This is a genomic window from Streptomyces sp. (genome assembly GCF_031178505.1).
Taxonomy (GTDB): Bacteria; Actinomycetota; Actinomycetes; order Streptomycetales; family Streptomycetaceae; genus Streptomyces; species Streptomyces gulbargensis.
In genome coordinates, this window is the sequence record NZ_JAPSIW010000089.1 from 1 (window position 1) to 14,376 (window position 14,376).

General features: G+C 73.9%; 12 protein-coding genes. 2 read left to right on the forward strand and 10 right to left on the reverse strand.

Translation table 11 applies throughout. The features are described from left to right. The coding region (locus tag RIF68_RS09560; protein ID WP_309050717.1) for an acyl-CoA dehydrogenase family protein at positions 1-191 on the reverse strand (191 nt) is incomplete at its 3' end. 79 nt (positions 192-270) lie between these two features. On the opposite strand from RIF68_RS09560, the gene RIF68_RS09565 reads away from it, so the two are divergent. Together RIF68_RS09565 and RIF68_RS09570 are read left to right on the forward strand one after the other, a co-directional pair. Further along, positions 271-939, forward strand: a complete 669-nt coding sequence (locus RIF68_RS09565) for a TetR/AcrR family transcriptional regulator C-terminal domain-containing protein (protein WP_309050718.1) — start codon at positions 271-273, stop codon at positions 937-939. Positions 940-1,244: 305 nt separating this feature from the next. After that, positions 1,245-2,195, forward strand: a complete 951-nt coding sequence (locus RIF68_RS09570) for a DMT family transporter (RefSeq protein WP_309050719.1) — start codon at positions 1,245-1,247, stop codon at positions 2,193-2,195. 33 nt (positions 2,196-2,228) lie between these two features. On the opposite strand, the gene RIF68_RS09575 is transcribed toward RIF68_RS09570, so the two are convergent. The 9 genes from RIF68_RS09575 to RIF68_RS09615 form a co-directional block, all read right to left on the reverse strand. Then, the gene (locus RIF68_RS09575; RefSeq protein ID WP_309050720.1) at positions 2,229-3,356 is read right to left on the reverse strand and encodes a zinc-binding dehydrogenase; all 1,128 of its coding nucleotides are present in this window, start codon (positions 3,354-3,356) and stop codon (positions 2,229-2,231) included. Between the two features lie 17 nt (positions 3,357-3,373). Next, a complete protein-coding gene (locus tag RIF68_RS09580) occupies positions 3,374-4,765 on the reverse strand; it encodes an aldehyde dehydrogenase family protein (RefSeq protein ID WP_309050721.1) in 1,392 nt (463 codons plus the stop codon). A gap of 301 nt (positions 4,766-5,066) precedes the next feature. Beyond that, positions 5,067-5,807, reverse strand: a complete 741-nt coding sequence (locus RIF68_RS09585) for a class F sortase (RefSeq protein WP_309050722.1) — start codon at positions 5,805-5,807, stop codon at positions 5,067-5,069. 55 nt (positions 5,808-5,862) lie between these two features. After that, the gene (locus tag RIF68_RS09590) at positions 5,863-6,510 is read right to left on the reverse strand and encodes a hypothetical protein (RefSeq protein WP_309050723.1); all 648 of its coding nucleotides are present in this window, start codon (positions 6,508-6,510) and stop codon (positions 5,863-5,865) included. A 191-nt stretch (positions 6,511-6,701) separates the two neighbouring features. Continuing rightward, positions 6,702-8,153, reverse strand: a complete 1,452-nt coding sequence (locus RIF68_RS09595) for a citrate:proton symporter (protein ID WP_309050724.1) — start codon at positions 8,151-8,153, stop codon at positions 6,702-6,704. A 119-nt stretch (positions 8,154-8,272) separates the two neighbouring features. Next, complete coding sequence (locus RIF68_RS09600; protein WP_309050725.1) at positions 8,273-10,498, reverse strand: molybdopterin-dependent oxidoreductase; 2,226 nt, start codon at positions 10,496-10,498, stop codon at positions 8,273-8,275. A gap of 95 nt (positions 10,499-10,593) precedes the next feature. Then, positions 10,594-11,253 carry a TetR/AcrR family transcriptional regulator gene (locus tag RIF68_RS09605; protein ID WP_309050726.1) on the reverse strand — a complete coding sequence of 220 codons (660 nt, stop codon included), beginning with the start codon at positions 11,251-11,253 and terminating at the stop codon, positions 10,594-10,596. A 162-nt stretch (positions 11,254-11,415) separates the two neighbouring features. Continuing rightward, on the reverse strand, positions 11,416-12,081 hold the full coding sequence (locus tag RIF68_RS09610) for a hypothetical protein (RefSeq protein ID WP_309050727.1): 666 nt from the start codon (positions 12,079-12,081) through the stop codon (positions 11,416-11,418). 54 nt (positions 12,082-12,135) lie between these two features. Beyond that, on the reverse strand, positions 12,136-14,376 hold a 2,241-nt coding region (locus RIF68_RS09615; RefSeq protein ID WP_309050728.1), incomplete at its 5' end, for a polymorphic toxin-type HINT domain-containing protein.

Here is a 14,376-nt window from a genome sequence, read left to right on the forward strand (position 1 = left end):
CCGCCCGAACCGCCGTACTCCTCCGGGACCGTGAGTCCGAGGAAGCCGAGGTCGCCGAGCTTCTTCACGATGCCCCGGTCGACCTCCTCCGCCCGGTCCCAGGCGACCACGTGCGGGGCGACCTCACGGGCGACGAAGTCCGCGGCGAGCCGCCGTACGGCCTCCTGCTCCTCGCTCAGCTCCAGATTCACGCCGCACCACCCCTCCTCGGGCTCCGCCCGGTTTTAATTACCACTGCTAGTTTTCAGTGCCAGGCCTACTATGTGCGCCATGGCCCGACCGCGCAAGCCCCTGCTCAGCCGCGACCGCATCGTCGAGACGGCGGGATCGCTCGTGGACGCGGAGGGGCTCGCCGCGCTGTCCACCCGCCGCCTGGCGGCCGAGCTGGGGGTCAGCGGCCCCTCGCTCTACAACCACTTCCGCACCAAGGACGAGATCCTGGACGCGGTCGCGGACGCGGTGAGCGCCAAGATCGACCTGTCGATGTTCGAGGAGACGGACGGCCGCGACTGGCGGACGGCCCTGCACGACTGGGCGGTCTCCTACCGGGCCGCCCTCGCCGACCACCCGCACATCGTGCCGGTCCTCGCCCAGGGCCCGGGCCGCCGCCCGGCGGGCCTGCGGGTCGCGGACGCGGTCTTCGGCGCGATGGTCCGGGCCGGGTGGCCGCCCGCCCAGGCCACGTACATCGGCGCGCTCATGCGGTACTTCGTGACCGGCTCCGCGCTCGGCTCCTTCGCCCGGGGCTTCGTCGACGACGAGACCGCCTACGACCCGGCCGACTACCCGCACCTCGGCCAGGCGCATCTCCTCGCCGAGCACCGGCAGAAGGTGGACGAGGGTGCCTTCCAGACGGGCCTGCGGGCCCTGCTCGACGGGCTCTCGGCGCAGTACGCGACGCTGGACCGGGCGCGGACGCGCACGGCCAGGGGGGACTGACGCCCCCGCCCGCCGGGTACCCGGCGCACGACGCTTCGGCCGGCGCCGAGGCGTGGATGCGGGCCCCTGGGGCCCCGGGAGCAACCTCGCCGCCTTCGCGGCGCTTTTTCGCGGACGAGACCCGGGCCGCGTTCCCCTCCGCCCTCCTCCCGACGGACGCGCCTGGACCGCCGGGGAACTCGCCTCGGGTCCGAGCGGGCGGTGAAGGTGACACCCGTGGGTGAGCGCGCGCTCCGGGAGGCCCCGGGCGTGGATCCGGCGATATTGCGGTGAGCGCCGCACGGTCCGCCCTCTACGGTCGGGGCATGCAGAAGCGAACCTCCCGTCTCGCGCTCGCCGCCGCCGGTGTCACCGTCGTCCTGTGGGCCTCCGCCTTCGTCTCCATCCGCAGCGCGGGGACGGCCTACTCCCCCGGCCCCCTCGCCCTCGGCCGGCTGCTCGCCGGCGCCCTGGTGCTGGGGGCCGTGCTCCTGATCCGGCGGGAAGGGCTGCCGCCGAGGGCCGCGTGGCCCGGCATCCTGGTCTCCGGCCTGCTCTGGTTCGGCGGCTACATGGTGGTCCTGAACTGGGGCGAGCAGGAGGTCGACGCGGGCACGGCGGCGATGGTCGTCAACGTCGGACCGCTCCTCATCGCGCTCCTCGGGGCCCGCTTCCTGCGGGAGTCACTGCCGCCCCGGCTGCTCGCGGGCATGGCGGTCTCCTTCGCGGGCGCCGTGGCCGTGGGCCTGTCGATGTCCGGCGAGGGGCGCGCCTCGGTCCTGGGCGTGGCGCTGTGCCTGCTCGCGGCGGTGGCGTACGCGGGCGGGGTGGTGGCGCAGAAGCCGGCGCTCGCCCACGGCAGCGCCCTCCAGGTGACCACCTTCGGCTGCCTGGTGGGCGCCGTGGCCTGCCTGCCGTTCGCGGGCCGGCTGATCGAGGAGGCGGGCCGCGCGCCGCTGCCGGCCACCCTGAACATGCTCTACCTCGGCGTCTTCCCGACCGCGCTGGCGTTCACGACCTGGGCCTACGCCCTGGCCCGTACGACCGCCGGCCGGATGGGGGCGACGACCTACGCGGTACCGGCCCTGGTGGTCCTGATGGCCTGGGCGTTCCTGGGCGAGCTGCCCGGGCCGCTGACGCTCCTGGGCGGCGCGCTGTGCCTGGCGGGGGTGGCGGTCTCCCGGTCGCGGCCGGCCGGGACGGGGGCGGCGGCCCCGTCCCGTACCCCCGAGGCGTCCTCCGGGCCGGGCGGCCGGCGGGAGTCCCGCACCCGCTGACCGCCCGGGCCGGTTCGCCGGCCCGCCGGTTCGTCAGTCCGGGAAGACCACCAGGGCGCGGCCGCCCCTGCCCGCGAGCATGTTGGTGAAGGCGCCGGGGATGCCCTCCAGCGAGATGCGTTCGGTGACCAGGGCACCGAGGTCGAGTCGGCCGGCCCGGATGTGGCCGGCGAGGACCGGGAGGTCCTCGGCCGGGTCGGAGTTGCCGTAGACGCAGCCGCTCAGGGTGCGGCCCCAGTGGAAGATTTCCAGGGCGTTGAAGGTGACCTGCTGGTCCTTGCCGCCGATGCCGACGACGGTGGTCCGTCCGCCGCGCCGGGTGGAGTCCCAGGCGGTACGGATGGTGGTGGCGCGGCCGACGCACTCCACGGCCACGTCGACGCCGTGACCGCCGGTCAGCTTCCGTATCTCGCGGGCGGTGGTGTCGGAGGCGACCACGTACGCGGTCGCCCCGGCCGCCCGGGCGAGGGCCTCCTTCTCCGGGGAGACGTCCACGGCGACGATGGTGGAGGCCCCGGCGACCCTGGCCGCCTGGAGGGTGGCGAGGCCCACGCCGCCGACGCCGAAGACGGCGACGGTCTCGCCCTCGCGGACCTTGGCCGAGTGGTGGACGGCGCCCCAGCCGGTGAGGACGGCGCAGCCGAGCAGCGCCGCGTCGGTGAGCGGCACCCCGTCGGGGACGGGCAGCACGCACTTCGCGGCGACGACCGTCTCCTCGGCGAAGGCGGCGACGTTGAGGCCGGGGTGGAGTTCGGTGCCGTCGGCGGTACGGGCGTGGACGGCGCCCGCCCCGGTCAGCGCGTCGGCGCAGAGCCAGACCTCGCCGAGGGAGCAGGGGTGGCAGGAGCCGCAGGACGGCGCCCAGTTGAGGACGACTCCGTCGCCGGGGGCGACGTGCGTGACGCCCTCGCCGACGGAGACGACGGTGCCCGCGCCCTCGTGGCCGAGGACGGCGGGGACCGGCAGGCGCATGGTGCCGTTGCAGAGCGAGAGGTCGGAGTGGCAGACCCCGGCGGCGGCGAGCCGGACCCGGACCTGGCCGGGGCCGGGCTCGGGGAGTTCGACGTCGGTGATCTCCAGGGGGGCGCCGACGGCGGGCAGGACGGCGGCGCGGACGGTGCTCGTGCCCGTACGGGTACGCGTGCTCGTACTGGTGCTCACGTGCGGTGCTCCTCGGTTCAGAACTGGAGGGACTTGGTCTGGAGGTACTCGGCCAGGCCGTGCGCGCCGAGTTCCCGGCCGACGCCCGACTGCTTGTACCCCCCGAAGGGGGCCAGCGGGTTGAAGCGGCCGCCGTTGATGTCGACCTGACCGGTCTCCATGCGGCGGGCGAAGGCGACGGCCTCCTCCTCGTCGCCCCAGACGGCGCCGGCGAGTCCGTAGACGGTGCCGTTGGCGAGGGCGAGGGCGTGCTCCACGTCCTCGTACCGGAGGATCGACACGACCGGGCCGAAGATCTCCTCCTGGGCGATCGTCATCTCGGGGGTGACGTCGGCGAAGACGGTCGGGGAGACGTAGTAGCCGGTCGCCAGCGGGGCCCGGGGGCCGCCGGTGACGAGCCGGGCGCCCTCGGCGACGCCCTTCTCGATGTAGCCGCGCACGCGTTCGCGCTGGGCGGCGTTGACGAGCGGGCCGAGGCGCTCGCCGGGGACGTACTTCGCGGCGGCCGCGGCGGCGAGCGCCACCGCCTCCTCGTACCGCTCCGCGGGGACCAGCATCCGGGTCCAGGCGCTGCACGTCTGACCCGCGTTGGACATCACGTTGGCGATGCCGGTGGCGACCGCCCGGGCGAGGTCGGCGCTCGGCAGGATCACGTTGGCGGACTTGCCGCCGAGTTCGAGGGCCACCCGCTTCACGGCCCCGCCGGCGAGGGCGCCGATGCGGCGGCCGACGGCGGTCGAGCCGGTGAACGAGATCAGGTCGACGTCCGGGTGTTCGGCGAGGGCCTGGCCGGCGACCGTGCCGAGGCCGGTGACCAGATTGAAGACGCCGGCGGGCAGTCCCGCCTCGTGCACGGCCTCGGCGAAGAGCTGGGCGGTGAGCGGGGTGTCCTCGGCGGGCTTGAGGACGGTGGTGCAGCCGGCGGCGAGGGCCGGGGCGACCTTGGCCACGATCTGGTGCAGCGGATAGTTCCAGGGCGTGATCGCGGCGACGACGCCCACCGGCTCGGAGAGGACGGTGGAGTTGCCGACCTTCTCCTCGAAGGGGTGGGTGGCGGCGAGTTCGGCGTACGAGCCGGCCACGGCGATCGGCAGTCCGGTGTGGACGGCGGCGGCCAGCTTGGGCGGCGCGCCGAGCTCGGCGGTGACGGTGGCGGCGATCTCGTCTGCGCGGGCGGCCAGCACGTCGCGCAGGGCGGCGATCCGGGCGGCGCGGTCCGCGGGCGGCGTGGCGGCCCAGCCGGGGAGCGCTGCGCGGGCGGCGCGGACGGCGGCGTCGACGTCCTCGGCGGTGCCGGCCGGGACGTGGGCGATGACCTGCTCGTCGGCCGGGTTGATCACCGGGATCGTGCCCGTGGTGGCCGCGGGGCGCCACTCCCCGTCGATGTACAGCGCGTCGTGGGCCTTCATCCGCTTCCCTCTCCCTCACCCCGCCGACCGGTTCGGCGCCGTCGCCCCAAACTAGCGCTGTTAGTTTTTAGGCGCCAGGGGTTCCGGGAGTGCCCCGGGTCTCATCGCCGGGGCGGTCGCGGGCATGACGGGCCCCCGGCACCCCGCCGATCGTGCCGGTACGGGCCCGCGCCTGTCCACGGCCGATCCGGACAGTGGTACGGCCCCGGAACTGGCCTCTTCCGCCTTGCCCGCGCGCCGGGCGCGCGGTGAGGCCGCAACCGGGGGCGCCCCCGGGCGGGCAGCGGCCCGGCGCCGGGGGTCAGATGGTGCGGGAGATGTCGGTGAGGTGGGCGAAGACCACGATGTTGGCCTCGTAGCCGGTCTTGCGGTCGAAGGTGCCCCCACAGGTGAGCAGCCGCAGTTCGGGGCGGCCGGTCGCTCCGTACACCTCCTTGTCGGGGAAGTCGTCCTTGGCGTACGTACGGACGCGGTCGACCGTGAAGACGGCGACACGGCCGTCCGCGCGGGCGACCCGGACGGTGTTGCCGGGGCTGAGCGCGTTCAGGTTGAGGAAGACGGCGGGGCCGGTCCGGGTGTCCCGGTGGCCGACCACGACGGCGGTGCCGCGCTCCCCCGGCGAGGCGCCCTTGGCGTACCAGCCGACGACCCGGGGGTTGTCGACCGGCGGGGTGGCGAGCCTGCCCGCCGCGTCCAGTCCGAGGTCGGTCACCGGCGCCTCGACGGTGATGGCCGGGACGGCCACGGTGGTGGGACGGGACCGGGGAAGCGGCGCGGGCGGCGGGGACGGCCGCGGGGTGGGCGCCGCGGAGCCCGGGCGGGGCTTCGCCTTGTGGTCGGCGGCCGGGCCGCCGCCCCTGGGGGCCGGGGCCGTGGCGGTGTTCCCGGGGGCGGAGCCGGCCGTGCCGCCGTCCGCCGGGGCCGCGGCCCCGGCCGGCCCGGCGGCACCGCCGGGCACGGCCGGGCCGGTGGCGAGGGCCGGGCCGGCCGGCTCGTCGTCACCGGCCCACCAGATGCCCCCGGTCACCAGGACGAACGTCACCGTCACGGTCCTGGTGAGCCGGAGGAGCCGCCGTTGCCGGCGCGTGAGGCGTGACCTACGCCGCGCCATCGTTGCGGCGGCGCGCACGGCGGATCAGGACCAGGCCGGCCGTGCCGGCGAGGCCGGCGGCGACGGCCGCGCCCACGCCGAAGGTGCTGGAGTCCTCGGCGGCGAGCTCCGCGCTGCCGCCGCCGCCCGCGCCGACCGGGCCGTGCGGGGGCTTGTGGTGGCCGCCGCCGTTGTTCCCGCCGTTGTGGCCGGGCGGGTTGGTCATGTCGTCGCAGTCGACCCGGAAGACCTTGCTCTTCTTGGCGCCGAGCTGGCCGGCCCAGGTCCACTCGACCTTGTACATGCCGTCGGGGAGCTCGATGTCCGGCGTGAAGCCGTTGCCCATGGGGTCGACGGTGACGACGCCGGTCTTGACGGTGCCGCCCTTCGGAGGCTGCGGCGTGATGTTCCAGTTGAGGAGCTGGAGGCCGTCGAAGCCCAGCGCGGAGATGTAGAAGGTGCAGACCTTGGACTCGTTGCGCTGGTCGGTCTCCAGCGTCCGGGGCGGCTCGTCGGGGCGCCCGGCGTGGTGGATCTTGACGTCGCCGTTGTCACCCGGGGCGGCGAGAGCGGCGGGGGCGCCGGAGAGGGCGAGGCCGCCGAGGGTGAGGGCGGCCGCGGCGGCCGTCAGGGGCCGGGAGATGCGAACGGACATACGGGTTCCTCCGGGAGGATGGTGTCGGATATTTCAACCGATAATCCGACTATCCGTCATGTCCCGGGCGCGGTCGGTGGCGACATGCGCGACGCGGCGCGCATGTCGCCCGTCCGGCCCATGCGGCCTACGGCCCGGCCCCGACCCGGCGACGGGCGGCGGACCGGGCCGGGGCGCGGTGTCGTACGGCGCTAGACGATGCCGAGGAGGACGGCCGCCGCCAGGACCACCAGGGAGGTCAGCGCCGCCCACTTCACCGTGAACCGGGTGTGGTCGCCGAACTCCACCTTCGCCATGCCGACCAATACGTACACCGCCGGCACGAGCGGGCTCGACATGTGCAGGGCCTGGCCGACCAGGGAGGCCCGGGCGATCTCCAGCGGGGACACGCCGTGCGCCGCGCCGGCCTCGGCGAGGACGGGCAGGACACCGAAGTAGAAGCCGTCGTTCGACATGAAGTACGTGAGCGGCAGGCTCAGCAGACCGGTGACCAGGGCCATGTGCGGGCCCATGCCCTCCGGAATGGCGCCGACCAGCCAGTCGGCCATGTGCTTCACCATGCCGGTGCCGGTCAGGACACCGGTGAAGACGGCGGCGGCGAAGACCATGCCGGCCACGTTGAGGACGTTGTCGGCGTGGGCGGCGATCCGCGCCTTCTGGTCGGCGGGCCGCGGGTAGTTGACGGTGAGCGCGAGAGCCGCGCCGAGCAGGAACAGCACGGGGATCGGCAGCAGTTCCAGGATCATCGCGGCGAGCAGGGCCACCGTGAGACCGGCGTTGAACCAGTACAGCTTCGGGCGGAGCGTCGCGCGGTGCGGGTCGAGGCCCTGGAAGCCCTCGTCCTCACCCGGGCGGGGGCCGTCGGCGGCGCCGTCCGCCGCGCCCGTACCCGTACCGGAGGAGGAGCCGGCACCGGACAGGGACCCCGTGCCGGCGACGGCCCCGGGCCGCTTGACGAGGTCCACGCCGCCGCCCGCCGTCACGAGGACGGTCCCGCTCTCCGGGGCCAGGGCCTCGTCCAGGGTGAGGAAGCCGATGCGCCTGCGCTCCCGGCGGCCGAGGACGTACGCGAGGGCGACGACGAAGACCAGGCCGGCGGCCAGGGCGGGGATCATCGGGACGAAAATGTCGGCGGCGTCCAGCTTGAGCGCGGTCGCGGCGCGGGCCGTGGGGCCGCCCCACGGGAGGGTGTTCATGACGCCGTTGGCGGTGGCCGCCACGCCGGTCATGACGACGAGGCTCATGCCGAGCCGCTTGTAGAGCGGGTACATCGCCGAGACGGTGATCATGAAGGTGGTGGAGCCGTCTCCGTCCAGGGAGACGATCGCGGCCAGCAGCGCCGTCCCCACGACCACCCGCACCGGGTCGGCCTTGCAGAAGCGCAGGATGGCCCGGACGATCGGGTCGAAGAGGCCGACGTCGATCATCACGCCGAAATAGACGATCGCGAACATCAGCATGGCGGCCGTCGGGGCCAGCTTGCCGACGCCTTCGATGACGTAGTCGCCCAGCTGGGCGCCCTGCCCGACCGCCACACAGAAGAGGGCGGGAATCAGCACGAGCGCCGCGATCGGCGACATCTTCTTCATCATGATCAGGACCAGAAAGGTCGCGATCATGGCGAAGCCGAGGACGGTCAGCATGGAGGACACCTCACGTTCACCCTTGAACTGCCGCCGAGCGGCGGTCCGGATGACCGTAGGTGCCGCCTTCCGCCGTCAGCAAGACGTCGAGGCGTGAGCAATACGAGCAAAACCCCAGGTCACACGAGGGGTACCGACTGCGCCTCGGGCAGCGGCGCCACCGTGACGGGGAAGCCGTTGAGGACGGCGGTGCCGGAGAGCGGGTCGAGCCGAGAACCGTCGAGCAGCTGGTTGACGTTGACCCCGGGGCGGCTCGCCGCCACCGTGAGCCGGGTGCCGGGCCGGTCGTGACCCCAGCCGTGCGGGAGGCTGACCACCCCGGTGCGCACCTCGTCGGTGATCTCCACCGGTACGTCGAGATGGCCCCCGTCCCCCGTGATCCGCGCGAGGCCGCCGTCGGTCAGCCGTAGCCGGGCCGCGTCCTCGGGGTGCACCTGGAGGACGCAGCGGTTCGAACCTCCGCCGAGCGCCGGGGTGTTGTGCAGCCAGGAGTTGTTGGAGCGCAGATGACGGCGCCCCACGAGCCGGAGCGTGCCGGGGTCCGGTACGGCGTCGAGCGCGGCGCGCAGCCGGGGCAGATCGGCGGCGATCGGGGCGGGGAGGAGTTCGACGCGCCCGCTACGGGTCCTGAGGAGCTGCGGGAGGCGCGGCTCGAGCGGGCCGAGGTCGATGCCGTGCGGGTGCGCGCGCAGCTCGTCGAGGGTGAGGCCGTACGGGCCGAGCCGGAGCATCAGGTCGAGCCGGCGCTCCGGCCCCGAGGCACCGGTGAGCCCGGCGGCGAACTGCGCGGGATCGGCCCCGTGGGCGGGTGAGTGCTCCTGGGTGACCGCCTTGGCGAGGAGGCTGTCGATGGCGAGCTCGTCCACGGTGGAGGGCGGGGCCCCGTGCATGCCGGAGACGGCGAGGATCAGCCGCGCGTGGATCTCGCACTCGTCCATGCGGCCCGCTTCGAGGGGGACGGCGGCCGGCGTGTGGCGGACCTGGTTGCGGACGGCGAAGCCGTTGAAGGCGAAGTCGAAGTGGGCGCTCTGGGCGGGCGGGGGCGGCGGCAGCACGACGTCGGCGTGCCGGGTGGTCTCGTTGAGGTAGGGGTCGACGGCGACCATGAGGTCGAGGGATCCGAGGGCCGCGTCGAGGCGGCGGCCGTCGGGGGCGGAGAGGACGGGATTGGCGGCGACCGTGATGACCGCCCGGATCCGCCCCTCCCCCGGCGTCTCGATCTCCTCGGCGAGTGCCGCCATCGGGAACTCGCCCTTGACCTCGGGGTGGCGGGAGACCCGGCTGTGGCGGCGGCCGAGGTCGAAGCCCCGGCCGGGGCGGGCCGGGCCGGGCGCGGGGGCGGTGGCGGAGAGCGGGAAGAGGGCGCCGCCGGGCCGGTCGAGGTTGCCGGTGAGGACGTTGAGGACGTCGACGAGCCAGTTGGCGAGGGTGCCGTACGCGACGGTGGAACTGCCCATCCGGCCGTAGACGGCCGCGGTGGGGGCGGCGGCGAGTTCACGGGCGACCGCCCGGAGGGTGGTGGCGTCGACGTCGCAGGCGTCGGCGACGGCTTCGGGGCTGAACTCCTTGACGGCCGTCCGCACGTCCTCCACACCCTCGGTGTGGGCGGCGAGCGGGCCGAGGTCGGTGAGCCCCTCCGCGAAGAGGGTGTGGACGAGGGCGGCGAGGAACAGCGCGTCGGCGCCGGGCCGGATGGCGACGTGCCGGTCGGCGAGGCGCGCGGTGCGGGTGCGCCGGGGGTCGACGACGGTGAGGGTGCCGCCGCGCCGCCGCAGCGCCTTGAGCCTGCCGGGGAAGTCGGGGGCGGTGCACAGGCTGCCGTTGGACTCGAACGGATTGGCGCCGAGCAGGAGCAGGTGGTCGGTGCGGTCCAGGTCCGGGACGGGCACGGCGAAGGGATCGCCGAAGAGCAGCCCGCTGGAGACGTGCTTGGGCATCTGGTCGAGCGTCGACGCGGTGAAGAGGTTCCGGGTGCGCAGCGCGCCGACGAGGAGCGGCGGGTAGAGGGCGCCCGCCATGGTGTGCACGTTGGGGTTGCCGAGGACGACGCCCACCGCGTCCGGGCCGTACCGCTCGATCAGGGGCCGGACGCGGGCGGCGATCGTGTCGAAGGCCTCGTCCCAGGTGGCCTCCCGGAGCACGCCGTCCTCGCGGACGAGCGGGGCGCGCAGCCGGTCCGGGTCGGCGTCGATCTCGGGGAAGGCGGCGCCCTTGGGGCAGACGAAGCCGCGGCTGAAGACGTCGTCCCGGTCGCCCCGGGCGCCGGTGACCCGGATGCCGTCGAGCGTCAGGACGAGTCCGCAGGTCGCTTCGCAGAGGGGGCAGATGCGCAGGGCGGTGGACATGGCGTCTCCCGGGGGGCGATGGCACACGGCGGTGGGACACAGCCGTGGCGGGCTGCGACGCCGAGCATACCGACCGGTAGGCATGTGCGGGAGGGTCACGGCGCCGGGGGCGGCTCCAGGGAGGGGGCGAGGTAGGCGTGGAGCAGTTCCCGGGTCTCGGCGATCAGCGCCGGGTCACCCTCGGGGTCCACCCGGAAGGCGAGCCGTACGAGGGCGTCGGCCGTCTCGACCCCGACGAGGACCTTGCGGCGCAGGGCCTCGCCGGCGGTCCGGCCGAGGTGGGCGGCGAACAGGGCGCAGAGCCGTTCGGCGACGAGGAGGTTCGGATCACCGACGGGCTCCGCGGTCGTCTCCTCGCCCGGCACGGCGGCGGGCACACCGAAGTCGACCAGCGCGAAGCCGGGCACGGTCCGCTTCATCGCGAGGAACTCGTCCAGGACGCCGTCGATGGCTCCGTGCGCGTCGAGGTGCGGGGCCCCGGCGAACCGGGCGGAGACCCGCTCGGCGTACCGGTCGAGATTCCGGTGCGCCAGGGCCGAGACCATCGCCCGCTTGTTGCCGAAGAAGCGGTAGACGGAGCCGATCGGCACCCCCGCCCGCACGGCCACCGCGCGGGTGCTGAGCCGCTCGTAGCCGCCGTCGTCGAGGAGTTCGGCGCAGGCGTCGAGGATCCGGGCGAGCCGCTCGGCACTGCGCCGCTGGACGGGGGTCCGGCGGAGCGGCGCGGACGGGCGCCGCGGGCTTGTCGGGGACACGGGACCATGATGCCGCGCTCCCGGGGGCGTGTCCGGGCCGTCCGCGTGGAGTCCGGACCGTCCCTCCGCGCGACCACGGGCGCCCCTCGTGACGAGGGGCGCCCGTGGTCCGGCCGCCGGCCGGTGGCACCTCAGGGGTGTCCCGGGCGTCTGCCCATGGTGTCAGTCGTCCAGCTCCGGCCAGATGTTGAAGTCGCCGTCGTCGACGACGTCCTCACCGAGCCCGAGATCCTCCCCGAGCGCGAGGTACCGCGCGTACCGGGCTTCACCGATCCGCACGAAGTACCCCTTCAGCGCCCGCAGGAGCAGCCGGAACGCCAGGTCGGGATCGACGTCCACCACCCGACGCAGGGCGGGGACGACGCCGTCGAGCGGGCTGTAGGCGTGGTGGGCCGTGGCCTGCTCCAGGGCGGGACCGACCGACGCGATCTCGGCGGCCACCGCCTCCTTCACCGCCCCGTCGGTCACGGACGGGGCGGTGGCGGGGGCGAAGGAGGGGTCGTCGGACCGGATCCTGTCGGTGCAGATGTCCGCGATCCGGCGCAGCCACGCCCGGCCGTCGATCCCGAGGCGTCCCAGATCGAACTCCCGGAACGTTCCCGCCAGCCACAGGGTCTCGACGTCCCGGCTGGACAAGGGTGAGTCCAGCAGGGCGAGACAGTCCCGCAGAAGCTGGTGGGCGAACGCCCCGTCGAACCGGTCGGCGACGCTCGCGACGACGTCCAGGCCGGCGGCCTCGCTCGTGACCACGGGGTAGCGGATCCACTTGATCAGCCCGCTGAGCCCGATGTCGACCCCGAGCGCCCGATCCGGTGGTGGCTGCGCCATGTGTCCCTCTCCTCTGCTCTTTCTTCTCCTGTCCCCCTGCGTCGGGCAGGCGGTCTACTTCGGGTAGGCGGTGTAGATCACGAAGTTGTTCGGGATCTTCGCGGCGTCGTCCCCGGCGTGGCTGCCGCCCCGGACCGCCTTGATGTTGATCACCACCCTGTTCCCGGCCGCCACCGGCGCCGAGGCTCCGGCACGGTAGATCTTGCCGAGCGAGCCCTCACCCCGGAGTTCCCATTCGATGGTGAAGAGGTCGTGGCGCGGATCGAAGATCTGTGACTTCGGCAGCTTGCGCTGATCGTTGATCCACTTCGTGAGCTTCGCCAGGTTCTTCGGGCTGCGCTGCACCCACTGCTGGAAGGCCTCGTTGATGCAGCGCACCGCCGTGTCCTGGTCGTTCCAGACGGTCGCGATGCCGTCCTTGTCGACCTTGTCCCACGCCTTCTGCTCGTCGAGGACGTGCTCGCCCAGCGTGTGAGCGCCGTTCTTGCCCTCGTCCGCGACGATGTTCAGGCAGTTGTGGACCAGCACGTCCTGCGGACGCGCCCCCGTCGCGCGCACGAAGAAGGTGTGCGGACCGTCGACCGTGATGTCGTGGACCACCGTCGGGGCCAGGCCCGTGCGGTCGCGCAGGGCCCGCACCGTACGGACGGCGCCCTCAGGGGTGCGCAGGCGGTCACCGACGCGCAGGTCGGAGACCGTTGTCCAGCCGCGGTCGGCCACGAAGAACTTGTGACCGGCGGTGCTCGTCAGCTTTCCGCCACCGGCGAGGGTGACGTCCACCAGACGCTCGGTCCCGTGCCGGAAGGTGGCGGTGACCTTCTGGGTCCGCAGCTCCCCCGAGGCGGGGTCGGCGGCCTTGACCAGATCGCCGATCGCCACTTGGGCGATGGGACGGTAGGTGCCGTCCGCCATCAGCACCGGGGTGTGCCCGGGGAAGCTGTTGCGCACGCAGGAGGTGAAGGCGTCCTCGTAGAGGTTCACCTGCTGCGTGATCCTGGCGAGGGTCGCCGGGTCCAGGCCCTCGATGGCCTTGAGGGCCTTGTAGGCGTCGGCGACGCCCACGCCGGTCTTCATCGCGGCGTCGAGCGCGTTGAGCGCTTCGGCGATCTTGCTGAACGCCTTGCCCGGGACGAAGTTGCTGGCGGCCCAGGCACAGCCGCCCGCGCTGCCCCTCCAGCAGTCGATGAAGTCCTGGATGAGGACGGCCCTGAGGACCTTGTAGACGAGGGTCTGCTCGATGAGGTCCCATTTGCTGAAGTACTGGGTGACCTCCTTCTTCAGGCCCTTGAACGGCCGGCGGTCGATCAGCACGGTGTCGGTCGCCGGGCAGCCGGTCGCCGTGGCCGGCACGTCCGGGTCGGTGCACAGGAAGAAGTCGACCTCGACGTCGAACGTCACGTCGAACGTGACGGTGCAGCCGGTGAAACCGACCTCGATGACGCAGTCGTTCTTCTGCTTGGCGTCGGTGACCTTGACGCTGTCCTCGTCGACGACGAAGAACGTGCCCCCGATCCCGCCGGTACCCGCGCCGTTCTTGATCTGCTGGTTGGCCTGCTTCCTGGCGGCGGACTCGGCCGCCTCCTGGGCCTCCTCGGCGTACTTCAGCGCGTCCTTGGCGGCCGCCTCCGCCTCGGTGGCGGCGGCGTCGGCGCGGTCGGCCGCCGCTCGGGCGTCCTTGGCGGCCTGCTCGGCCGCGGCCGCGGCGTCGCGGGCGGCCTCGGCGTCCAGAGCGGCCTGGTCGGCGGAGGCGCGGGCCGTCGTGGCGTGGTTCTCGGCGCGTCCGGCGGCGGCGTCCGCCGCGGCGGCGTCCTCGCCGGCCCGGCGGTCGTACTCGACCGTACGGGCCAGGGACTCGGCCGCCTTCGACGCGGCCCGGGCCGCGTCGGCCGCGTACCCGAGAGCCTCCGTCGCGTACCCGCGCGCGTCGGCCGCGTGGGCCGCGGCGTTGGCCGCGTGCACGTAGGCCTGCTTGGCCTCACCGGTGGCCGCGTCCGCGATGGCCTTGGCGGCGGCGGCTTCCTCCTTCGCGTTCTTGGCGTGGGCGTCGGCGACGGCCTTCTGCTGTTCGGCGATGGTCTTCGACGCCTGGCCGGTCAGGACGACGAGACCGGCGGCCGAGTCGGTCGTGACGTACGGCGAGCCGAGCTGGATGGCGTCGTTGGCCGGTTGGGCGACCTGCGCGGCCGCGTTGCCCGCGTCCACCGCGGCCTGGGCGGTGACGTGGGCGTACCCGGCGGCCCTGGAGGCGGCGGCCAAGGCCTTGGCGGCCTCCTTTTTCGCCTCGTCCGCGTGGGT

Excerpts from the sequence above, each read along its gene's own strand:
- RIF68_RS09565 (WP_309050718.1), top strand. The coding sequence starts at position 271 with ATGGCCCGACCGCGCAAGCCCCTGCTCAGCCGCGACCGCATCGTCGAG.
- RIF68_RS09570 (WP_309050719.1), top strand. The coding sequence starts at position 1,245 with ATGCAGAAGCGAACCTCCCGTCTCGCGCTCGCCGCCGCCGGTGTCACC.
- RIF68_RS09580 (WP_309050721.1), bottom strand. The coding sequence starts at position 4,765 with ATGAAGGCCCACGACGCGCTGTACATCGACGGGGAGTGGCGCCCCGCG.
- RIF68_RS09590 (WP_309050723.1), bottom strand. The coding sequence starts at position 6,510 with ATGTCCGTTCGCATCTCCCGGCCCCTGACGGCCGCCGCGGCCGCCCTC.
- RIF68_RS09595 (WP_309050724.1), bottom strand. The coding sequence starts at position 8,153 with ATGCTGACCGTCCTCGGCTTCGCCATGATCGCGACCTTTCTGGTCCTG.
- RIF68_RS09600 (WP_309050725.1), bottom strand. The coding sequence starts at position 10,498 with ATGTCCACCGCCCTGCGCATCTGCCCCCTCTGCGAAGCGACCTGCGGA.
- RIF68_RS09610 (WP_309050727.1), bottom strand. The coding sequence starts at position 12,081 with ATGGCGCAGCCACCACCGGATCGGGCGCTCGGGGTCGACATCGGGCTC.